Here is a 21,127-nt window from a genome sequence, read left to right as displayed (position 1 = left end):
CGCGCCGGGGAACCGGTCGGTCCCCGGCCTCCGGGAGGGCTCAGAGCGCGCCGAGGGCGGCCAGGTACTCCCGCTCGTCACGGGCGTCCGGCAGGCCGTTCACGACGCTCCAGCGGACCGCGCCGGCCTTGTCGATCACGAAGGTGCCGCGGACCGCGCAGCCCTTGGTCTCGTCGAAGACGCCGTAGGCGCGGGAGACCTCGCCGTGCGGCCAGAAGTCGGAGAGCAGCGGGAAGTCCAGGCCCTCCTGCTCGGCGAAGATCCGCTGGCTGAACGGCGAGTCGTTGGACACGCCGAGGACCTGGACCTCGTCGTTCTGCAGTCGCGGCAGCTCCTTCTGGATCGCGCAGACCTCGCCGGTGCAGACGCCGGTGAACGCGAACGGGTAGAAGACCACGACGACGTTCTTCTCGCCCCGGAAGTCGGAGAGCCGGACCAGCTCGCCGTGCTGGTTCTTGAGCTCGAAGTCCGGAGCCTCGGTGCCGATCTCGATGGCCATGCGGGGACCTTTCCCACTCGACGCGACGGGGCCGCGGGTGACGCGGCGAGCGCCATCCTCGCATTCGTCGGGACCGGTTGAGCCGGACGGGTGAGGGCTGCGCCGTCCGGGGCCACCGCTTTCGCCCTGGGCGAACGGTTCGGCCGTCCGGGTCGCCGCGCCGCCGGGCTCCCGCTACCGGCGTGTGGCGGTCCGGCGACGCGCGCCCCGGAAAGGGACCGGGCCCCGCCGGAGGATGCTCCGGCGGGGCCCGGTGGGGCCCGTCAGGCGGCGCTCAGCGCTTGGCCTGCTTGGCCGTCGACTTGGTGGCCAGGCGGGTGGCGGCCCAGTCCTTGGCGATCGCGATCGAGCTGGTCTGGGAGAGACCGGAGGTCTTCGCCGCGTCGGCGATGTCCGAGGCCTCGATGTGGCCCTCACGGCCGGTCTTGGGCGTCAGCAACCAGATGAGGCCGCCCTCGGCCAGGTATTCCAGGGCGTCGACGAGGGCGTCGGTGAGATCCCCGTCGTCGTCGCGGTGCCACAGCAGGACGGCGTCGGCGACGTCGTCGTAGTCCTCGTCGACAAGATCCGTCCCGGTGATCTCCTCGATGGCCTCGCGGAGGTCCTGGTCAGTGTCTTCGTCGTAGCCCAGCTCCTGAATGATCTGGCCTGCTTCGAAGCCGAGACGAGCTGCCGGGTTGGACTTGTCCGCGGGGTCCGCGGTCGCGCTCACGGGAATAACCTCCAGTATTCGGCTCGGCATCCATGCCGAGGCTGTGGCCGTAGTCCACACGGGCGCGGCGGTTCGCGCAAGTACCCGACCCCCGATCCCCTCCAAAGGTTGACGTGTCGCACCGGGACACGCCGGGCGACGTGTCGGGAATCACACCGATTTGCCCTTCTCTGCACAGGACAAGGATGCTTCGGGAGGTCCTGGTCCACAGGCCGTACGCGTGCCCGAGATGCGAACGGCATTCGGGTCCGCGCGTGCGCGGGCGTAGAGTCTCCTGTTGGTCCTCACCCCGGCCGTCCGCCATCGGACGGGCGGGAAACCAGGTCGGACCACCTCTGTTCGTAACACCCGGGGGTGCGTGGACCGGACGACGCTGTCCGAACCGCACATCACCAGACCGCCCGTTCTGTGGGACGACGCGGTTACCGATCGGTAGAGATGACGGATCTCCGAGCGCGGTAGCACGATGGAGGCGGCGCGACACACCTCTAGTTTCGACCGACAGTGAAGGAACAGCGTGGCTTCCGGATCCGATCGCAACCCGATCATCATTGGCGGCCTTCCGAGTCAGGTCCCGGATTTCGACCCCGAGGAGACCGCGGAATGGCTGGAGTCGCTCGATGCGGCCATCGACGAGCGCGGGCGTGAGCGTGCCCGCTACCTGATGCTGCGGCTCATCGAGCGCGCCCGCGAGAAGCGTGTCGCCGTGCCCGAGATGCGCAGCACGGACTACGTCAACACCATCGCCACCAAGGACGAGCCGTTCTTCCCCGGCAACGAGGAGATCGAACGCAAGATCCTGAACGCGACCCGCTGGAACGCAGCGGTGATGGTCTCCCGGGCACAGCGCCCGGGCATCGGCGTGGGTGGCCACATCGCCACCTTCGCCTCCTCCGCGTCGCTCTACGACGTCGGCTTCAACTACTTCTTCCGGGGCAAGGACGCCGACGGCGAGTCCGGCGACCAGATCTTCTTCCAGGGTCACGCCTCTCCCGGCATCTACGCCCGTGCCTTCCTGCTGGACCGGCTCACCGAGCAGCAGCTCGACGCCTTCCGCCAGGAGAAGTCGAAGTTCCCGTACGGCCTCTCCAGCTACCCGCACCCGCGGCTGATGCCGGACTTCTGGGAGTTCCCGACCGTCTCGATGGGCCTCGGCCCGCTCGGCGCGATCTACCAGGCCCGGATGAACCGCTACCTGGAGCACCGCGGCATCAAGGACACCTCCGACTCGCACGTCTACGCCTTCCTGGGCGACGGCGAGATGGACGAGCCCGAGTCGCTCGGCCAGCTCTCCCTGGCCGCCCGCGAGGGCCTGGACAACCTCACCTTCGTGGTCAACTGCAACCTGCAGCGCCTCGACGGCCCGGTCCGCGGCAACGGCAAGATCATCCAGGAGCTGGAGTCGCAGTTCCGCGGCGCCGGCTGGAACGTCATCAAGCTGGTCTGGGACCGCAGCTGGGACCCGCTGCTCGCGCAGGACCGCGACGGCGTCCTGGTGAACAAGCTGAACACCACGGTGGACGGCCAGTTCCAGACCTACGCCACCGAGACCGGCGCGTACATCCGCGAGAACTTCTTCGGCGGTGACCTGCGGCTGCGCAAGATGGTCGAGAACATGACCGACCAGCAGATCCAGCACCTGGGTCGCGGCGGCCACGACCACGCCAAGGTGTACGCGGCGTTCAAGGCGGCCCGCGAGCACAAGGGCCAGCCGACCGTCATCCTCGCCCAGACCGTCAAGGGCTGGACGCTGGGCCCCAACTTCGAGGGCCGCAACGCGACCCACCAGATGAAGAAGCTGACGGTCGAGGACCTCAAGCGCTTCCGTGACCGGCTGCACCTGCCGATCACCGACAAGCAGCTCGAAGAGGGCTACCCGCCCTACTACCACCCGGGCCGCGACTCGGAAGAGATCCAGTACATGCACGACCGCCGCCAGGAGCTGGGCGGCTACGTGCCGACCCGCAAGGTGCGGCCGCGCCAGCTGGAGCTGCCGGGCGACGACGCGTACAAGGCGGTCAAGAAGGGCTCCGGCAACCAGACCATCGCCACCACCATGGCGTTCGTCCGGGTGCTCAAGGACCTGATGCGCGACAAGGGCATCGGCAACCGCTTCGTGCCGATCGCCCCGGACGAGTACCGCACCTTCGGTATGGACTCGCTGTTCCCGTCGGCGAAGATCTACAACCCGCTGGGCCAGACCTACGAGTCGGTCGACCGCGAGCTGCTGCTGGCGTACAAGGAGTCGCCGACCGGGCAGATGCTGCACGACGGCATCTCCGAGGCCGGCTGCACCGCCTCGCTGATCGCCGCGGGTTCGTCCTACGCGACCCACGGCGAGCCGCTGATCCCGGTGTACGTCTTCTACTCGATGTTCGGGTTCCAGCGCACCGGCGACCAGTTCTGGCAGATGGCCGACCAGCTGGCCCGCGGCTTCGTGATCGGCGCCACCGCCGGCCGCACCACGCTGACCGGTGAGGGCCTGCAGCACGCCGACGGGCACTCGCACCTGCTGGCCTCGACCAACCCCGGCGTCGTCGCGTACGACCCGGCGTACGGCTTCGAGATCGCGCACATCGTCCAGGACGGCCTGCGGCGGATGTACGGCTCGTCGGCGGAGCACCCGCACGGCGAGGACGTCTTCTACTACATGACCGTCTACAACGAGCCGATCAAGATGCCGGCCGAGCCCGAGAACGTGGACGTCGAGGGCATCCTCAAGGGTCTGCACAAGTACGCGGCCGGCACCGCGGGCCAGATCCCGGCCCAGATCCTCGCCTCCGGCGTGGCCGTGCCGTGGGCCCTGGAGGCCCAGCGCGTCCTGGCCGAGGAGTGGAACGTCAAGGCCGACGTCTGGTCCGCGACCTCCTGGAACGAGCTGCGCCGCGACGCGGTGGAGGCCGAGGAGTTCAACCTGCTGCACCCCGAGGAGCAGCAGCGCGTCCCGTACGTGACCAGCAAGCTCCAGGGCGCCGAGGGCCCGTTCGTCGCCGTGTCCGACTGGATGCGCGCGGTGCCGGACCAGATCGCCCGCTGGGTGCCGGGTCAGTACCAGTCGCTGGGTGCCGACGGCTTCGGCTTCGCCGACACCCGTGGCGCGGCCCGTCGCTACTTCCACATCGACGCGCAGTCGGTCGTGCTGGCCGTGCTCACCGAGCTGTCCAAGCAGGGCAAGATCGAGCGCAGCGTGCTGAAGGACGCGATCGACCGCTACCAGCTGCTCGACGTGGCGGCGGCCGACCCGGGCGCCGCGGGCGGCGACGCCTGAGTCCGTAGCCGGGACCACCGAGGGGCCGGCCCTCCCGCCACGTGCGGGAGGGCCGGCCCCTCGGCTTTTCGCCCGGCGACGGGGCGGTGTACGGCGGCGGGGCGGCGGTCAGATGTGGACGGCGGGCCCGGCCTCGGTGGTGCCGCGGCGGGTCAGCAGGCCGAGCACGGCGGCGGCGAAGGCGACCACCGAGGCGACCGCGAAGGCGAGCGACATGCCGCTGACGAAGGAGTCGTGGACGGCCCCGGCCATCGCGTCGACCACCTGCTGCGGGGTGCCGGCCGGGGCGGGCGGGGCGATCCCGAGCTGGGCGGCCTGGTTGAGGCCCTCGGCCTGGGCCGGCTCCACCGGCGGCAGGCCCGCGTCCGCCCACTTCCCGGGCAGCGCGTCGGTGACCCTGGCGGCCATCAGCGCGCCCAGCACGGCGGTGCCGAGGCTGCCGCCGACCTGCATCGCGGACTGCTGGAGGCCGCCGGCGACACCGGACAGCTCCATCGGGGCGTTGCCGACGATGACCTCGGTGGCGCCGACCATGACCGGGCTGATGCCCAGGCCCATCAGCACGAACCAGAGCGCCATCACGCCGTTGCCGGAGCCGGCGTCCAGGGTGGACATGCCGAACATCGCGACGGTGGTGATCAGCATCCCGGCCACGATCGGGATCCGCGGGCCGAGCTTGCCGATCGCGATGCCGGCCAGCGGCGAGCCGACGATCATCATGCCGGTCATCGGCAGCAGGTGGACGCCCGCCTGGACCGGCGTCATGCCGTGCACGTTCTGGAGGTAGAAGGTCACGAAGAAGATCGCGCCGAAGAACGAGAAGGCCATCAGCACCATCAGCAGGGTGCCGGCCGACAGCGGCAGCGAGCGGAACAGGGCGAGCGGGATCAGCGGCTCGCGGGCCACCCGCTGCCAGAAGGCGAAGGCGGTCATCAGCACGACCGCGCCGCCCAGGAAGAGCAGCGTGGCCGGGTCGCCCCAGCCCCACTCGGGCGCCTTGATGATGCCGAAGACCAGCGCGAACATCGCCGCCGACAGCAGCGCGATGCCCGGGACGTCGAAGGACCGGGCGGCGTTCTCGGTCCGCGCGTCCTTGAGGATCCACAGGCCGAGGGCCAGCGCCAGCAGGCCGACCGGGATGTTGATGAAGAACACCGACTCCCAGTTGACGTGCTCGACCAGCAGGCCGCCGACGATCGGACCGGCCGCGGTGGAGGCGCCGATCACCCCGCCCCAGATGCCGATCGCCATGTTGAGCCGGTCGGCCGGGAAGGCCCCGCGCAGCAGGCCGAGCGCGGCCGGCTGGAGCAGCGCGCCGAACAGGCCCTGCAGCACGCGGCAGACGATCACCGTCCGGATGTCCCCGGCGAAGCCGATCGCCGCCGAGGTGGCGGCGAAGCCGACCGCGCCGACCAGGAAGGTGGTCTTGTGGCCGAACCGGTCGCCGATCTTGCCGGCCGTGATCAGGAAGACCGCGAGGGCCAGCAGGTAACCGCTGGTCACCCACTGGATGTCGGAGGGCGCGGCGTGGAGGTCCGCCTGGATCACCGGGTTGGCGATGGCGACGATCGTGCCGTCCAGGGCGACCATCATGACGCCGACGGCGACGGTGAGCAGGGTCAGCCAGGGGTGTCCCTGGAGGCTCCTCCCGCCCGGTGACGTGCCGGACGGCGGTGCGTCCGCCGTGGCGCTCTTGGTGAGGGACTGGCTCATCTGGGCCCTCCGGGGCTGACTGCTGGCGGACGTGGTCGTGGCGCCCCGGCCACCCGTCCCCACGAGTTCCCGGCCCGACGGGCGCCACTCCGGGCAGATTATGTCAGCTGCTGACATTCGGCAACAGCTGCCTTCTGCCACTGTCCGCCATTTGTCAGAGGGCTACAGTAGCCTCCGGAAGATCAGCCTGATCACCGTCCGGAAGGCTCCCGCCATGGCCGCTCAGCCCGCTTCCCCCGCCCCCGTCCAGGAGCCCGGACTGCGCGCGCGGAAGAAGCAGCGCACCCGGGACGCCCTCATCGAGGCGGCCCACCGGCTCTTCCTCGGCCAGGGCTTCGCCAGCACCACGGTCGACGAGATCGCCTCCGCGGTCGACGTCTCGCAGCGCACCTTCTTCCGCTACTTCGCCAACAAGGACGAGGTCGCGCTCGCCGTCCTCGCCGAGGCCGAGGACCACTTCATCGAGCTGCTGCGGGCCCGCCCCGCCGAGGAGACCCCGCTGGAGGCGCTGCGCGCCGCGATCGTCGGCGCCTGGCGCGAGCTCGGCACCGCCCACCGCACCGGGCCGCGCTCGGTGCGGTCCGCGCTGGAGCTGATCCGGATCATCGAGGACACCCCCACCCTGCTCGCCGCCCACCTGCGCCGGGTCGCCGAGCAGGAGCGCGTGGTGATCCGGGTGCTCGCCGAGCGCGAGGGCGTCGACCCGGCCGAGGACCTGCGGCCCGCCGTCCTCGCGGCCGCCTTCGGCGCCGTCCTGCGCGCCGCCCACCTGTCCTGGAGCGCCGACCAGGAGGACACCGGGCCGGCGGGCATGATCACGCTGATCGACCGTCACCTGGACCAGCTCGGCCCGGCCCTGGTCGGCCGCTGGCGCCCCTGAGCCGGCGCCTCGCGGGGCCGCGCCTCATACCCGGGTACTACGCCGGACCCCGTCCCCCGGTGGGACGCCCGCCCGACCGCACCGCCCTAGGCTGACCGGATGACCAAGCCACTCACCGGGCCGGCCCCGGGCGGTCCGGTGCGCGCGCTGCTCTCCCCGCTGACCCGCCCCTCCACCGACCACACCCCGCTGCTCGCCCAGGCCCCGCGCCGCTGGCTCCGCCTCCTCCCGTACGCCCTCGCCCTGGCCGCGGTCTCCGCCCTGCTGCCCAGCGCGCTCAACGTGCTGAGCGAGGACTACGGGCTCGCCCCGGGCCTCGCCGCCGCCCTCGCGGTCGCCCAGACGGTGCCGCTGCTGCTCGCCGTCACCCGCCCGCTGCCCGCCTGGTGGATGATCGGCGGCGCCGACCTGCTGACCTCGCTGCTCGTCCTCAGCACCGGCAGCGGGCCCACCGGCCCCTGGCCGTGGCCGCCGACCGCCCTGATCGGCTACCTGCTGCTGATGCTGCCGCTGGCGCTGCGCGAGCCCCGGCGCACCCTGATCGCGGTCTGGCTGGCGACCGCGGCGGCGAGCCTGGCGCTGTACGAGGTGGGCTTCACCGACCGGTTGGGCGGGGACGACAGCCTGCTCGCCACCGCCCTGACCGGCGCCGTCCTGGTGCTCGGCGGGGCGCTGCGCGAGCGCGCCGAGGCCCGCCGGCTGCTGGCGGAGCAGGAGCACATCAGCGAGGCCGAGCGCGAGCGGCGCACCCTGCTGGAGGAGCGCGCCAGGATCGCCCGCGAGCTGCACGACGTGGTCGCCCACCACATGTCGGTGATCGCCGTGCAGGCGGCCAGCGCGCCGTACCGGATCACCGGCGTCCCGGAGGAGGCGGCCGAGGAGTTCACCGCGATCGCCGACACCGCCCGCGAGTCGCTGGCCGAGATGCGGCGGCTGCTCGGGGTGCTGCGCAGCGAGGAGTCGGGCGCCGAGACGGCGCCGCAGCCGGGGCTCGGGCAGCTGGCCCAACTGGTCGACACCGTCCGCCGGGCCGGGGTCGCGGCCGAGCTCACCCTCGCCCCGGAGCTGGCGGACGACGCGCTGCCACCGGCCGTCGGCCTCTCCGTCTACCGGATCGTCCAGGAGGCGCTGGCCAACGTGGTCCGGCACGCCCCGGGCGCCGAGACCTGGGTCTCACTGGCCGTCACCGACGGCTCCCTGCTGGTCACCGTGGTCAACGCGGCCCCGCCCGAGCGCGCCGAGTCGCTGGAGGCCTCGGCGGAGGGCACCGGCCAGGGACTGGTCGGCATGCGCGAGCGGGTCCGACTGCTGGGCGGCCGGCTGGACACCGGGCCGCTGCCGGACGGCGGGTTCCGGGTGGCCGCCGTCCTGCCGCTCGACGGCCTGACGGATACTCGGACGCAGGACAGCCGGCCGAGCGGCACCGCGTCCCCGGAGCCGGACGGGACGCCGGCCGGACCGTAGCGCGCCTTGGGGAGGGCACCGTATGACCATCCGCGTGATCATCGTCGACGACCAGGCGATGGTACGGGCCGGATTCGCCGCCCTGCTGAGCGCGCAGAGCGACATCGACGTGGTGGGGGACGCCGCGGACGGCGCCCAGGCGCTGGAGGTGACCGGCCGCTCCCATCCGGACGTGGTGCTGATGGACGTCCGGATGCCCGTCATGGACGGCCTGGAGGCCGCCCGTCGGCTGCTCGACCCGGCGGTGCCCGGCGCGCACCGGCCCAAGGTGCTGATGCTCACCACCTTCGACGTGGACGACTACGTCTACGAGGCGCTGCGGGCCGGCGCCAGCGGCTTCCTGCTCAAGGACGCGCCGCCGGCCGACCTGATCGCCGCCGTCCGGGTGGTCGCGGCCGGCGAGGCCCTGCTCGCCCCCTCGGTGACCCGCCGGCTGATCGAGGACTTCGCCCGCACCCGGCCGGCCCCGCGCCGCGACCCGAAGCTGCGCCTCAACGGGCTGACGCCGCGGGAGACCGAGGTGCTGGAGCTGATCGCCCGCGGCCTGTCCAACCAGGAGATCGCCGCGCGGCTGGTCCTCGCCGAGCAGACCGTGAAGACCCACATCGGCCGGATCCTGGCCAAGCTGGACCTGCGCGACCGGGCCCAGGCCGTGGTGCTCGCCTACGAGTCGGGCCTGGTGACCCCGGGGCAGTGACGCGCGCCCCCGGCCCGGGGTGGGGTTCTCCCCCGGGGGAAAACCTCCTGATACCCCGGTAGCACCGGTGAGTTGGCCCCGCGGTGTGACGCCCGCGGGGCCACCTGCTTCCTACCGTCCTCCCCGTCGAAGCCGAACGGGCCGGGAGGGAAACGGACATGGGGAAGCAGCGAATCCGTCGAACGGCGGCCGCCGCCGCGCTGGCGCTGGTCGCGGTGCTGGGCGCGGGCGGCTGGGCCGCCGGGGGCGAGCGGGCGGTGACCGGACCGCCGCCCGGGAGCACCGCCTGGGTCGCCGACACCGCCCTCGGCCTGGCGCTGCCCGACCCGGCCGGCGCGACCCCCGCCGAGGTCGCCGCCTTCTTCGCCCGGCTGTCGCCCGCCGACCGGGAGACGCTGGCCGTCCGCCACCCGCTGGTGGTCGGCAACCTCGACGGCGCGCCCGTCGAGCTGCGCCACCGGGCCAACGCCCGGGCGATCGCCGAGGAGCGCGACCGCGCCCTGGCCCGGGCCGCCGACCCGGCGCTCACCCCGCGGGACCGCACCGCCGCCCGTGAGCGCGCCGAGCGCTACCGCACCCTGCTGGACGCGGCGGCGCCCGGCGGCCCGCGCCGGTTCCTGGCCTTCGACCCGCGCGGCCGCGGCCAGATCGCCGAGGTGTTCGGCGACCTCGCCGGCGCCGGGCGGATCGCCGTGGTCGTCCCCGGCTCCGACATCGACCTGCGCAGCTTCGACCGCGCCGGCGACCCGTACGGCACCCCCGTCGGGATGGCCCGCGCCCTGGCCGGGGCGACCGGCGGGCGGACCGCCGTGATCGCCTGGGCCGGCTACACCACCCCGCTCGGCCTCGGACCGGACGCCGTCACCGAGCCGCTGGCCCGGGCCGGCGCCGAGCGGCTGACCCGGCTGCTGGACGGACTCGCCGTCAGCACCGCCCCGGAGGCGCCGCCCACGGTCTTCTGCCACAGCTACGGCTCGGTGGTCTGCGGGCTGGCCCGGCCCGGTCCGCGGCAGGCCTCCGGCGTGGTGGTGCTCGGCTCGCCGGGCCTCGGCGTCGGCTCGGCCGCCGAGCTCGACCCCCGCGTCCCGCTCTGGGCCACCGCCCGCAACGGCTCCGACTGGATCGGCAACGTGCCGTACGTCCGGCTGTTCGGCCTCGGCCACGGCGCCGACCCGACCGACCCGGCCTTCGGCGCCCGGCCGCTGCCCTCCACCGGCTCGCACGGCCACACCGGCTACTTCGCCCCGGGCACCGCCTCGCTGGCCGCCTTCGCGGCCCTCGCCCTCGGCCGCTGACCCGGCGCCACCGCTGACCGCGCCGGCACTGCCGACCGTCCCGCCACCCGCCCCGGCACCCGCTCGACCGACCGCCGCGCCGCACCCCGCGAAACGGAGACCCCGCCATGCCCAGCACCCCGCCCGCCCCGCTCTCGGCCCCGCTCTCGGCCCCGCTCTCGGCCCCGCTCTCGGCCCCGCTCGCCGCCCTGCGCCGGGCCGCCCACCGGGTGGACGCCCGCACCCCCGAGAGCCGCGACCGCGCGCTGGACGGCCTGCGCGCCCTCGCCCTGCTCGCCGTCCCGGTCGGCCACTGGCTGCTCGGCGGCTTCACCCGCTCCGCCGACGGCGCCCTGCACAACGCCAGCCCGCTCTCCTCCCCCGCCCTCGGCTTCTTCGCCCCGGCCAGCTGGGGGCTCCAACTGCTCGGGGTGTTCTTCCTGGTCGGCGGCCACTCCGCGGTCCGCTCACTGGCCCGGGCGAGGGCCCGCGGCACGGGCCACGCCGGCTGGCTGCGCGGCCGGGCGGTGCGGCTGCTCCGTCCGGTGCTCGGGGTGACGGCCGTCTGGGCGCTGCTGATCCCGCTGCTGCCGCGCCTCGGGGTGCCCGCCGACACCGTCCGGACCGGTTCGACCCTGGTGGTGCAGCCGCTCTGGTACATCGCGGTCTACCTCGGGCTGACCGCGCTCACCCCGCTCTGCGCGGCCGCCGCCCGCCGGCTGGGCGGCTGGTCGGCGGGCCTGCTGCTCGCCGCGGTCGCCGTCGTCGACCTGCTGCGGTACGGGCCGTGGGCGGAGTCGGTGCCGTCCTGGGTCGGGCTGCTGACCGTCCTGCCGGGCTGGCTGTTCGGCTACCAGCTGGGCGTGCTCTGGGCCGAGGGCCGGCTGGGCCGTCCGGCGGCGCGGCTGCTGCTGGCCGGCGGCGCGGTCCTGTTCGCGACCCTGCTGCTGGTCTTCCACTACCCGGCGTCCATGGTCGGGGTGCCGGGCGCCGACCGGACCAACTCGCACCCGCCGTCCCTGCTGGTGCCGGCCCTGGCCGCGGTGCAGTGCGGCGCGGCGGTGCTGCTGCACGGACGGCTCGGCCGGCTGCTGACCCGCCGTCCGCTGCTCTGGCTGCCAGTGGTGGCCGTCAACCTCTCGGCGATGACGATCTTCTGCTGGCACCAGAGCGCGATGCTCGCGGTCGCGGTGCCGGGCGCCGCCGCCTTCGATGCCGTGCCGGGGCTGACGGTGGCTCCGGACTCGGCGGGCTGGGTCCTGCTGCGGCTGGCGCTGCTTCCGCTGTTCGGCGCCGCCCTGATCGCGATCGGGTGGTTCACCCGCCGGTTCGACGGCCCCTGGACGGCGTTCTCCCGTCCGGCCAAGGCGGCGGTCGGCGCGGGGGCGGCGTTCTTCACCGTGTACGCGCTCGGCGGGGTCTGAACACCCGGGCCCGCGGGGGCCGGTGAAGCGGTGCGGCGGGCGCGGACCGGACGGTCCGCGCCCACGCGCGTTCGCGCCCGTCCGCCGCTCCCCGCCGCCGGCTCACCCGCTTGCGGACCTCGCCGCCGCCGAACGCAGTGCCTCCGCATGCGAACAACCACGGACCGTGATGGCCTGTGACTGTCGGCGATCGAACGAGCCGTCGCCGGCCCGATCCCCCGTTCCCGCCCGGCCGTCCCGCGCCGGGCGGCCCTGCCCGTCCGAGGAGTTCCATGTCCCTGTCCCCGCCACGGCCCGGCCGCCGCGTCGCGGCCGTCCTCGCCACCGCCGTGGTCTGCGCGCTGACCGCCGGCCCCGCCGCCGCCCACGGCCCCGGCGGCCACGAGACCGGCCACGAGACCACCGACGACCCGGCGGCCGCCGTCGCCCCGAAGGTCGCCGACCCCCGGGTGCTCGCCGAGCTGCGCGACGACGAGGTCGCCGCACTCGGCCAGGAGCACGCCGAGGAGCACGCCCGGCTGCGCGCCGCCGTCCGCGGTATCGGCGACTACCCCCAGACCACCCGCACCAACCGGCTGAACGCGCTGACGGCGTCCCAGACCACCCACAACAAGGGCTTCGCCGCGGCGACCTTCGGGGCGTTCAACCAGTACTTCCCCTCCCCCGACTTCGGCGACCACATCGCCCTGCTGCCCACCGGCAAGGTGCTGCTGTTCTCCTTCGAACGGATCGAGACCAACCCGGAGAAGGAGCCCGCGCCCACCCAGACCACCGGCACGGAGAACGCCGGCCGGGCCTTCCTCTGGGACCCGGCCAAGGGGTACGGCAAGGACGCCTACAAGCAGGTCACCCCGCCGGTGGTCGACATGCCCGACGGCCTGAACCAGCCGCGTCCCGCGCCGTTCTTCTGCGCCGGCCACTCCTTCCTGCCCAACGGCATGCTCGGCGTCTTCGGCGGCAACCTCGGCGGCAACGGCGGCACCGGCGCCAAGCTCTCGCTGATCTTCGACCCGTGGACCGAGACCTGGACCCGCAACCCCGACATGTCCGTCGGCCGCTGGTACCCCTCGGTGGTGACCGGCGCGGACGGCCGGCAGCTGATCATGTCCGGCCAGTCCGAACTCGGCTGGGGCACCCCCACCCCGGTGGTCGAGCGCTTCCCCGCCAAGAGCCACCCGGTGCCCTCGCTCAAGACCGACACCCCGAAGAACACCCCGGTCGACCGGTTCAAGGTGAACGCCCCGTTCACCCTGGACTACCCGCACCTGTTCTCGCTCAACGACGGCAACGTCTACGCCTTCGGCCGCCAGGCCGCCGAACAGTGGAAGTTCGACCCGGTCGCCGAGTCCCGCTCCGACCTGACGCCCCGCCCGGACGGGCGCAAGCGCAACTACGGCTCGGCCGTACCGCTGCCCGGCGGCGTCAACGGCCCGGACTCCGCCCTGGTCCTCGGCGGCGACCGGGACAACCCGAGCACCCTGCGCTTCTCCAACGGCGCCTGGACCGCCGAGAAGCCCCGCGCCTTCGGCCGCACCCAGGACGACACCCTGCTGCTGCCCAACGGCCGGCTGATGACGGTCAACGGCGCGTACGACATCCGCGACTACGGCAACGGCCCGTACAACCCGAACGCCGACCTCAAGTACCGCCAGATCGAACTCCGCGACGACCAGGGGAACTGGCAGCTCGGCCCGGTCCAGCGGCTGCCGCGCGGCTACCACTCCAACGCCGTGGTGCTGCCCGACGGCCGCGTCATGGTCACCGGCGACGAACTCCAGCAGCTCGCCAACAACCCGGACATCAACGGCACGGTGAGCGACGTCCCGGGCACCACGGGCCCGGTCACCATGAACGGCACCATCGAGATCTACGAGCCGGCCTACCTCCACCAGGGCGACCGGCCACTGCTCGACCGAGCCCCGACCGGCCCGATCGGCTACGACCGGACCTTCCAGGTCACCACCGGCACCCCGGGCCTGGCCGCCAAGGCCGTCCTGCTCTCGCCGACCACCTCCACCCACTCGGTCAACACCAGCCAGCGCCACATCGACCTGCGGCTCACCAGCCGGGCCGGCAACCGGCTGGAGTTCCAGGCCCCGCCGGACGCCAAGGCCGCGCCGCCCGGCTGGTACATGCTCTTCCTGCTCAACGACCAGGGCGTGCCCTCCGTCGCCAAGTGGGTCCAGCTCGGCCCCACCACCTGACCCCCCACCCCGAAAGGACCCCCACCCCATGGCAACGGATCTGAGCCTTCGCGAGAGCGACGAGATCCAGGGCGACATCCTGGCCGGCTTCAAGAAGGACAACGTCAGCGTCCTGTTCCTCAAGTTCGAGGACGCCGCCCGGGCCCGCGACTGGCTCCGGCAGATCACCCCGCAGATCTCCACCACCCGTGAGGTCGCCGCCTTCAACGAGGCCTTCAGCCGGGCCCGTAGGACCTCCGGCGGCGACGACCCCAAGACCCTCACGGCGACCTGGCTGGGCATCAGCTTCACGTACGAGGGCCTGCGGATGCTCGCCACCACCGACCCGTTCCCGGCGCCCCCGCCGGTCGGCAGCGGCCTGGAGGCGTTCAAGGAGGGCTCGGCCAGGCGGGCCGGCGCGCTCGGCGACACCGGCGACAACTCGCCGGAGAGCTGGCTGTTCGGCAACGGCAAGGGCCAGCCGGTGCACGCCGTGCTGAAGATCTCCGCGGACACCGAGAAGGACCTCCAGGCCGCCGTCGAGGCCCAGCGCATCGCCGCCGCCGAGTGCCGGGTGCTGATCGTCTACCAGCAGAACGCCCAGACCCTGCTCGGCAGCCGCCGGGGCAAGGAGCACTTCGGCTTCAAGGACGGCATCAGCGAGCCCGGCGTCCGGGGCTTCGACCGGCCCGACCCGAACCGTCCCGAGGAGGTCGAGGGCCACCCGGGCACCCGGATCATCCCGGCCGGTGAGTTCGTCTGCGGCCTGGACAACGACCCGAACAGCTTCCCCAAGGACAAGTACCCGGACTGGACCCGCAACGGCTCCTTCCAGGTGGTCCGCCGGCTCGCCCAGGACGTCCCCGGCTGGTGGTCGCAGGTCGGGGTGAAGCTGAAGGAGCTCAAGCTCGCCAAGGCCGTCCCGGACGGGGCGAGCACCGAGTGGCTGGCCGCCCGGATGGTCGGCCGCTGGCGCTCCGGCGCCCCGGTCTGCCACTTCCAGGACCGGGACGTCCCCAACAACCCGGCGGCCTCGGCGGACAACGACTTCGACTTCCGGGACGACCTGGAGGGCCTGGTCACCCCGCTCTGGTCGCACCTGCGCAAGACCAGCCCCCGGGCCGGCCTCCAGGCACCGGACCCCAGCCGCCCGCCGTTCGACGCCAAGGACCTCGACAGCCGCCGGATCATGCGCCGCGGCACGCCCTACGGGGCGCCGTTCGACCCGGCCTCGGAGGGCCCGGGCGGGCCCGACGACCCGCGCGGCCTGCTGTTCATCTCCTACCAGGCGGACATCCAGCGGCAGTTCGAGTTCATCCAGGCCGACTGGATGGACCAGTCGGACTTCCCGCCCGGACGCAACCCGGAGCCCGGCAAGGACCCGGTGATCCTGGCGGCCGACGACGTCGACTTCGAGAGCCGGGAGTCGGACGGCTCGATCAAGCACACCTCGCTGAGCTTCGCCCAGTTCGTGCAGACCACCGGCTCGGTGTACGCCTTCATGCCCTCCCTCGGCACCCTGCGGGCCCTCGCCGACGGGCGGCTCACCGGCGGCCAGACGGGCCAGAACGGCCAGAGCAGCGGGCAGACGCAGACCCAGCAGGGCGGGCAGACCGGCACCCAGGGCGGCCCGGCGTACCCGTGCGACGACTTCCTCGCCGTCCCCGACCAGTGGCGGCGCGGCGGCCGGACCCAGTTCTGGGTCGGCCACGGCGACCGCTACCGGAAGATCTCGGTCGCCGACGGCTCCGCCCATACCGACCAGCTGGTCAAGGGCGACAGCGCGCTGAGCGCCCACGACTGCTTCCGGGGCGTCGACCGGGTCGACTGCCTGCTGCCCATGCCCGACCTGCAGAACCCCGGCGGCAAGAGCTGGTACTGGTGCTTCCACAGCACCGGCGGACGCCCGCAGTACCGGACGATCTCGATCACCTGCGGCAGCACCCACACCGCCGCCCTGGAGCGCCCGGACCGCGACCTCACCGCCTGGAACTCGCTCAACGGCGTCGGCCGGGTGGACTGCTTCCTACCCGTCCCCGACCAGCAGCGGGTCGGCGGCAAGAGCTGGTACTGGTGCTTCCACACCACCGGCGGACGCCAGCAGTACCGGCTGATCTCGGTCGCCGACGGCGCCGCCCACACCGACGTCCTGGAGCGCACCGACCGGGAGCTGTCCCAGTGGGGCTCGCTGAACGGCGTCGCCGCGGTGAACTGCTTCCTGCCCGTCCCGGACTGCCAGCGGATCGGCGGCAAGAGCGAGTACTGGGTCTTCCACGGCGACAGCTACCGCCGGATCTCGGTGGCCGACGGCAGCGGCCACCCGGACCGCCTGGTCAGCGGCTCGCGCTCGTGCTCCGCCTGGAACTCGCTGGACTGAGCCGCCCGGGCCGGCCCCGCCGCGCCCGAACGCACCCGCACGCGCCCGCCCCCGCCGCCACCCGGCCGCGGGGGCGGAGCGTTCGACGGCGACCGGCTTCCCGCGCCGGTTTCCCGCGCCGGTTTCCCCGCGAACGAACGTAACGCCTCCGGGACACCCCGCGTTCATGTGACCCATCCCACAGTTTAGGGCGGGCCCAGCGCTCCTCCTGGCCCCTAGGCTTGCGCTGGAAGTTGGCAGTCGTACCACCCTCGGGCCCCGTCCGGGATCGGTGAACGGGACTCTCTGGGAGTTGAGGCGATGCGCCGTCGGCGGTGGAAGCACATCCTGATCGGCGCCTTCGCGGGCGCCGCCGTCCTCGCGGACGCCGGTGCGGCGGCCGCCCAGGCCGCCGCCGCCACCGAGCAGTTGGCCATCTCCACGCCACCGGCCGGCAGCGCCGCCTGGGTCGAGGACCACTCCTACGGGCACGACCTGCCCGACCCGGCCACCACCGCACCGGCCGCCGTCGCCGAGTTCTTCGCCCAGCTCGCCCCGGCCGAGGTCGACCGGCTGGTCGCGGCCTACCCGCTGGTCGTCGGCAACTTCGACGGCGCCCCGCTCGCCCTGCGCTACCGGGCCAACCGGGTGGCGCTGGCCGCCGAGCGCGACCGCGCCCGGGCCCGCGCCGCCGACCCGGAGCTCGACCAGGAGCAGCGCGCCCTGGCCGTCTCCCGCGCCAACGACGTCCAGAGCCTGCTCGCCCCCGGCCGGCAGATCCTCGCCTTCGACCCGCGCGGACGCGGCCTGCTCACCGAGGTCTGGGGCGACCTCGGCGCGGCCGACCGGATCGCGGTGCTCGTCCCCGGCTCGGACGCCGACCTCGGCCACTTCGACCAGGCCGTCGAACCGCTCCGCTCCCCCGCCGGGATGGCCCGCTCGCTGTACGAGGAGGAGCACCGGCAGGCCCCGGGCACGCACACCGCGGTCGTCGCCTGGACCGGCTACGTCACCCCCTCCGGGCTAGGCCCGGACGCCGTCACCTCCCGGCTCGCCGACGTCGGCGCGCCCCGGCTGCGCCGGCTGCTCGCCGGGCTCAAGGAGACCACCCGGCCGGACGCGCCGCCCGCGCTGTTCTGCCACTCCTACGGCTCGGTGGTCTGCGGTACCGCCGCGCCGGACATCCCCCGGGCGGCCGCCTCGCCCACCGACACCTCCGGGGTCACCGACATGGTGGTCTTCGGCTCCCCCGGCATGGGGGTGGAGAGCAGCTCGGAGCTGGGCGGCGGCGTGCACGTCTGGGCCACCCGCAACGAGACCGACTGGATCGGCAACGTGCCGTACCTGGAGGTCGGCGGACTCGGCCACGGCGCCGACCCGACCTCGGCGGACTTCGGCTCCGAACGGATCTCCTCGGCCCACTCCTCCGGGCACAACGGCTACTTCACGCCCGGCACCGACAGCCTGCACAACTTCGCCGCCGTCGCCCTCGGCGCCTACCAGGACGTCTCCCGCCCGGACCCGCAGGCCTGATCCCGCGGCGCCCGGGGGCCCGATCAGGCTCCCGGGCGCGCCACACCGTCCTGGTAGACGCGGACGGCCTCGGCCGCGGCCCGGCCCATCTCCCGGCGGGCCGCGGGCGGGGAGAGCACCTCGGCCTCCGCGCCGAACGCCAGCAGGGCCCGCACGGCCGGCAGCGCCTGGAAGCCGAGAGTGAGCTCCACCCAGTCCTCGGGCGCGCCGTTCCCGCTCTCCGGCGGCGGCCCGGCGAGCCGGGCGCCGTGGATCCGGACGAACATGTCCAGCCGCCCCCGGCGCACCCGCACCTTCACGGTCAACTCCTTCGGCAGCCGCTCCACCTGCTCGCGCAGCACCGTCCAGACGTCGCCCAGCCCCACCCCCGGCCGCCGGCGCACCGGCTCCTCGGCGGTCTCCGAGGACAGCACCCGGTCGGCCCGGAACAGCCGCGGCTCGCCCCGCAGGTCGGCCACCAGGTACCAGACGGCGGCCTTGCTGACCAGGCCGTACGGGTCCACGGTGTACTCCACCGGGGCGGGCGTGCCGCTGTGCCGGTAGCGCAGCCGCAGCCGCCGGTCGGCGAACACCGCGTACTGCAGCTCCCCGAGGTCGGGCCCGGGCGGCGCGCCGGCCTGGAGCCAGCGCGCCGGGTCGACCAGGACCCGCTCGCTGATCCGCTCGGCGCCCGGCCGGTGCGGGGCGGGCAGGGCGGCCATCACCTTGCGCAGCGCCGAGCCCAGCGCGCCGTCCAGCCCGAGGTCGCTGTGCGCACCCTGGGCGGAGAGCACGAACAGGGCGCGCGCCTCGTCGGCGGTCAGGCCGCTGACGTCGGTGCGGTAGCCGGGCAGCAGGCTGATGCCGCCGTGCCGGCCGCGTTCGGTGTAGACGGGCACGCCGGCCGACGAGAGCGCCTCGACGTCGCGGTAGATGGTGCGGACCGACACCTCAAGCCGTTCGGCCAGTTCGGTGGCGGGCACCCGGCCGCGGGTCTGGAGCAGCAGCAGGATCGAGAGCAGGCGGTCGGCCTTCATGAACCGAGGATCCCAGAAAACCTGACGGAGGTTGTCAGGTTTTACAAGGAGATTGCCTCTCGCACCGAAAACCTTCCGCACCACTGGAGTTGAGACTTCCCATGGACACCGCCCAGGACCCGCGCCCGCTGTACCAGCTCGCCCTCGACCAGTTGGAGAAGCTGATCGCCGAGACCGGGCCGGAGAACCTGGACCGGCCCACCCCGTGCCCCGCGTACGACCTGCGGGCCCTGCTGAGCCACGTGGTCGGCGGCGTCCACCGGCTCGCCTACATGGGCGAGGGCGGCCGCTGCGAGGACGTCGTGGCCGCGACCGGCGAGCAGCCCGACGACGGCTGGCCGGCCGCCCTCGGCCGGGCCCGCGCCCGGGTGACCACCGCCTGGGCCGAGGACGCCAAGCTGGACCGCCCGACCTTCGCGCCCTGGGGCGAGGTGCCCGGCCGCGCCGCGGTGGGCGGCTACGTCCTGGAGACCGTCACCCACGCCTGGGACATCGCCCGGGCGCTCGACACCACCCTCCCGCTGGACGAGCGGCTGGGCGAGGCCGCGCTGGGCATCGCGCTCGCCGTGCTGCCGGCCGAGCCGCGCGGCGGCGCCGTGCCGTTCGGCCCGGTCCGTCCCGCCCCGGCCGACGCCGACGCGTACACCCGGCTCGCGGCCTACCTCGGCCGCGAGGTCTGACACCTCCGCAGCACTAGTGCGACGGGGTGCCCTGAGCGATCCGCCGGTTGTACAGGTCGACCTTGTGGTCGAGCACGGCCAGCGTGGCGTGCAGGTCCGCGATCTGCTGCCGCACCTCCTCCCGGTGGGCGAGCAGCAGATCGCGCCGGGCGGTGGAGGTCCGGTCGCCCTGCCGGGCCAGCTCCACGTACCGCTGCATGTCGGCCACCGGCATCCCGGTCAGCCGCAGCCGGCCCAGGAAGGCCAGCCGGTGCAGATCGGCGTCGCTGTACCGGCGCTGGCCGGAGGCCGAGCGGTCCACCGGGTCGAGCAGCCCGATCCGCTCGTACCAGCGCAGGGTGTGCGCGGTCAGCCCGCTGGCCGCCGACACCTCGCCGATGGTGTGCCGCGGCGACCGGTCGGGGTCGCCGAGCGGCTCGCGGTACACCTCGCAGCAGGTGCGCAGCTCGGTCTCGAACGCGGCGAGTACGGTCATGTCGGTCCCCCCGGTGATGAACGTGTCGGCGCCGGCGGCGCCGTGGAGTGCGGTCGGCACTAGCCTGCCATCCCGCCGGGCCCGCCGGCCCGGTTAGAGTCGGGCCCCATGGAGAGCTTGCGGAAGATCGAGAGCTGGCCGGTGCCACACGCGGCGGCGGCCGTCGTCCGGGGTGCGGACGGCGCGGTACTGGGCGCGCACGGGCCGCAGGAGCACCTGTTCCCGCTGGCGTCGGTGACCAAGCTGCTCACCTCGTACGCCGTGCTGGTCGCGGTCGAGGAGGGCGTCTTCGAGCTGGACGACCCGGCCGGGCCCGAGGGCTCGACCGTCCGGCACCTGCTGGCCCACACCTCGGGCCTGGCCTTCGACGAGCACCGGGTGATGGCCGAGCCCGGCAACCGCCGGCTCTACTCCAACGCCGGCTTCGACGTGCTGGCGCGGACCCTGGAGCAGGCCGCGGGCATCGAGTTCGGCCGGTACGCCGCCGAGGCCGTGTTCCAGCCGCTCGGCATGCACGCCACCCTGATCAACACCGCGCACCGCACCCCCGCCGGGGCCGGCGGCCTCTCCACCGTCGCCGACCTCACCCGGTTCGCCGCCGAGCTGCAGTCGCCCAAGCTGCTCGACCCGAGCACGCTGCGCGCCGCCACCCGCGAGGTCGCCTTCCCGGGCACCGGCGGCGTCCTGCCCGGCTTCGGGCACCGGCGGCCGAACGACTGGGGCCTCGGCTTCGAGATCCGCGACGGCAAGGCCCCGCACTGGACGGGCACCACCAACTCCCCGGCGACCTTCGGCCACTTCGGCCAGTCCGGCACCTTCCTGTGGGTGGACCCGGAGGCGGGGGTGGCCTGCGTCGCGCTCACCGACCTCGGCTTCGGGCCGTGGGCCGCCGAGGTCTGGCCGGTCCTCTCCGACGCCGTCCTCGCCGAAGTCCGGGGCTGACGGGTCCGGAG

Annotated in this window: 16 protein-coding genes; 11 read left to right on the top strand and 5 right to left on the bottom strand. The window is 73.8% G+C overall.

The annotated features are described in order from the left end of the window. Window positions 1–40: 40 nt before the first annotated feature. A complete protein-coding gene (locus ACFP3U_RS13955) occupies window positions 41–499 on the bottom strand; it encodes a peroxiredoxin (RefSeq protein ID WP_380225785.1) in 459 nt (152 codons plus the stop codon). Between the two features lie 274 nt (window positions 500–773). Next, window positions 774–1,211, bottom strand: coding sequence for a DUF3052 domain-containing protein (locus tag ACFP3U_RS13950; RefSeq protein ID WP_380225784.1), 438 nt, complete (start codon window positions 1,209–1,211; stop codon window positions 774–776). A 517-nt stretch (window positions 1,212–1,728) separates the two neighbouring features. Between ACFP3U_RS13950 and aceE the strand changes: the two genes are divergently transcribed. Further along, the gene (aceE, locus tag ACFP3U_RS13945; protein ID WP_380225783.1) at window positions 1,729–4,479 is read left to right on the top strand and encodes a pyruvate dehydrogenase (acetyl-transferring), homodimeric type; all 2,751 of its coding nucleotides are present in this window, start codon (window positions 1,729–1,731) and stop codon (window positions 4,477–4,479) included. Between the two features lie 108 nt (window positions 4,480–4,587). Here the strand turns inward: aceE and ACFP3U_RS13940 are convergent, their stop codons facing one another. Next, entirely contained in the window at window positions 4,588–6,192 is a 1,605-nt protein-coding gene (locus ACFP3U_RS13940; protein ID WP_380225782.1) for an MFS transporter, read from the bottom strand. A 214-nt stretch (window positions 6,193–6,406) separates the two neighbouring features. Between ACFP3U_RS13940 and ACFP3U_RS13935 the strand changes: the two genes are divergently transcribed. The 8 genes from ACFP3U_RS13935 to ACFP3U_RS13900 all read left to right on the top strand — a co-directional run bounded on the left by ACFP3U_RS13935 (window position 6,407) and on the right by ACFP3U_RS13900 (window position 18,003). Then, a complete protein-coding gene (locus ACFP3U_RS13935; RefSeq protein ID WP_380225781.1) occupies window positions 6,407–7,072 on the top strand; it encodes a TetR family transcriptional regulator in 666 nt (221 codons plus the stop codon). Window positions 7,073–7,171: 99 nt separating this feature from the next. Beyond that, complete coding sequence (locus ACFP3U_RS13930; protein ID WP_380225780.1) at window positions 7,172–8,536, top strand: sensor histidine kinase; 1,365 nt, start codon at window positions 7,172–7,174, stop codon at window positions 8,534–8,536. 22 nt (window positions 8,537–8,558) lie between these two features. Next, a complete protein-coding gene (locus ACFP3U_RS13925) occupies window positions 8,559–9,233 on the top strand; it encodes a response regulator (protein WP_380225779.1) in 675 nt (224 codons plus the stop codon). 158 nt (window positions 9,234–9,391) lie between these two features. Then, the gene (locus tag ACFP3U_RS13920; RefSeq protein WP_380225778.1) at window positions 9,392–10,528 is read left to right on the top strand and encodes an alpha/beta hydrolase; all 1,137 of its coding nucleotides are present in this window, start codon (window positions 9,392–9,394) and stop codon (window positions 10,526–10,528) included. A gap of 107 nt (window positions 10,529–10,635) precedes the next feature. Then, window positions 10,636–11,931 carry an acyltransferase family protein gene (locus ACFP3U_RS13915; RefSeq protein ID WP_380225777.1) on the top strand — a complete coding sequence of 432 codons (1,296 nt, stop codon included), beginning with the start codon at window positions 10,636–10,638 and terminating at the stop codon, window positions 11,929–11,931. Window positions 11,932–12,203: 272 nt separating this feature from the next. Beyond that, window positions 12,204–14,135, top strand: coding sequence for a galactose oxidase-like domain-containing protein (locus ACFP3U_RS13910; RefSeq protein WP_380225776.1), 1,932 nt, complete (start codon window positions 12,204–12,206; stop codon window positions 14,133–14,135). Between the two features lie 28 nt (window positions 14,136–14,163). Continuing rightward, window positions 14,164–16,491: a Dyp-type peroxidase gene (locus ACFP3U_RS13905; RefSeq protein ID WP_380225775.1), complete on the top strand. Its 2,328-nt coding sequence runs from the start codon at window positions 14,164–14,166 to the stop codon at window positions 16,489–16,491. A 300-nt stretch (window positions 16,492–16,791) separates the two neighbouring features. After that, a complete protein-coding gene (locus ACFP3U_RS13900; protein WP_380225774.1) occupies window positions 16,792–18,003 on the top strand; it encodes an alpha/beta hydrolase in 1,212 nt (403 codons plus the stop codon). 23 nt (window positions 18,004–18,026) lie between these two features. On the opposite strand, the gene ACFP3U_RS13895 is transcribed toward ACFP3U_RS13900, so the two are convergent. Continuing rightward, window positions 18,027–19,019, bottom strand: coding sequence for a helix-turn-helix transcriptional regulator (locus ACFP3U_RS13895; RefSeq protein ID WP_380225773.1), 993 nt, complete (start codon window positions 19,017–19,019; stop codon window positions 18,027–18,029). A 101-nt stretch (window positions 19,020–19,120) separates the two neighbouring features. On the opposite strand from ACFP3U_RS13895, the gene ACFP3U_RS13890 reads away from it, so the two are divergent. Next, on the top strand, window positions 19,121–19,699 hold the full coding sequence (locus ACFP3U_RS13890; protein WP_380225772.1) for a TIGR03086 family metal-binding protein: 579 nt from the start codon (window positions 19,121–19,123) through the stop codon (window positions 19,697–19,699). A 13-nt stretch (window positions 19,700–19,712) separates the two neighbouring features. Here the strand turns inward: ACFP3U_RS13890 and ACFP3U_RS13885 are convergent, their stop codons facing one another. Further along, complete coding sequence (locus ACFP3U_RS13885) at window positions 19,713–20,174, bottom strand: MerR family transcriptional regulator (protein ID WP_380225815.1); 462 nt, start codon at window positions 20,172–20,174, stop codon at window positions 19,713–19,715. Window positions 20,175–20,282: 108 nt separating this feature from the next. Between ACFP3U_RS13885 and ACFP3U_RS13880 the strand changes: the two genes are divergently transcribed. Next, window positions 20,283–21,116, top strand: a complete 834-nt coding sequence (locus tag ACFP3U_RS13880; RefSeq protein WP_380225771.1) for a serine hydrolase domain-containing protein — start codon at window positions 20,283–20,285, stop codon at window positions 21,114–21,116. The last annotated feature ends 11 nt before the right edge of the window (window positions 21,117–21,127 follow it).

It is taken from the genome of Kitasatospora misakiensis, assembly GCF_042656005.1.
GTDB lineage: Bacteria > Actinomycetota > Actinomycetes > Streptomycetales > Streptomycetaceae > Kitasatospora > Kitasatospora misakiensis.
This window is presented reverse-complemented; position numbering and strand designations above follow the sequence as displayed.

What these genes read in the sequence shown, in the direction of transcription:
- ACFP3U_RS13930 (WP_380225780.1), top strand. Translation starts at nt 7,172, where the DNA reads ATGACCAAGCCACTCACCGGGCCGGCCCCGGGCGGTCCGGTGCGCGCG.
- ACFP3U_RS13935 (WP_380225781.1), top strand. Translation starts at nt 6,407, where the DNA reads ATGGCCGCTCAGCCCGCTTCCCCCGCCCCCGTCCAGGAGCCCGGACTG.
- ACFP3U_RS13915 (WP_380225777.1), top strand. Translation starts at nt 10,636, where the DNA reads ATGCCCAGCACCCCGCCCGCCCCGCTCTCGGCCCCGCTCTCGGCCCCG.
- ACFP3U_RS13940 (WP_380225782.1), bottom strand. Translation starts at nt 6,192, where the DNA reads ATGAGCCAGTCCCTCACCAAGAGCGCCACGGCGGACGCACCGCCGTCC.
- ACFP3U_RS13900 (WP_380225774.1), top strand. Translation starts at nt 16,792, where the DNA reads ATGCGCCGTCGGCGGTGGAAGCACATCCTGATCGGCGCCTTCGCGGGC.
- ACFP3U_RS13955 (WP_380225785.1), bottom strand. Translation starts at nt 499, where the DNA reads ATGGCCATCGAGATCGGCACCGAGGCTCCGGACTTCGAGCTCAAGAAC.
- ACFP3U_RS13895 (WP_380225773.1), bottom strand. Translation starts at nt 19,019, where the DNA reads ATGAAGGCCGACCGCCTGCTCTCGATCCTGCTGCTGCTCCAGACCCGC.
- ACFP3U_RS13925 (WP_380225779.1), top strand. Translation starts at nt 8,559, where the DNA reads ATGACCATCCGCGTGATCATCGTCGACGACCAGGCGATGGTACGGGCC.
- ACFP3U_RS13880 (WP_380225771.1), top strand. Translation starts at nt 20,283, where the DNA reads ATGGAGAGCTTGCGGAAGATCGAGAGCTGGCCGGTGCCACACGCGGCG.
- ACFP3U_RS13885 (WP_380225815.1), bottom strand. Translation starts at nt 20,174, where the DNA reads ATGACCGTACTCGCCGCGTTCGAGACCGAGCTGCGCACCTGCTGCGAG.
- ACFP3U_RS13910 (WP_380225776.1), top strand. Translation starts at nt 12,204, where the DNA reads ATGTCCCTGTCCCCGCCACGGCCCGGCCGCCGCGTCGCGGCCGTCCTC.
- ACFP3U_RS13920 (WP_380225778.1), top strand. Translation starts at nt 9,392, where the DNA reads ATGGGGAAGCAGCGAATCCGTCGAACGGCGGCCGCCGCCGCGCTGGCG.
- ACFP3U_RS13890 (WP_380225772.1), top strand. Translation starts at nt 19,121, where the DNA reads ATGGACACCGCCCAGGACCCGCGCCCGCTGTACCAGCTCGCCCTCGAC.
- ACFP3U_RS13905 (WP_380225775.1), top strand. Translation starts at nt 14,164, where the DNA reads ATGGCAACGGATCTGAGCCTTCGCGAGAGCGACGAGATCCAGGGCGAC.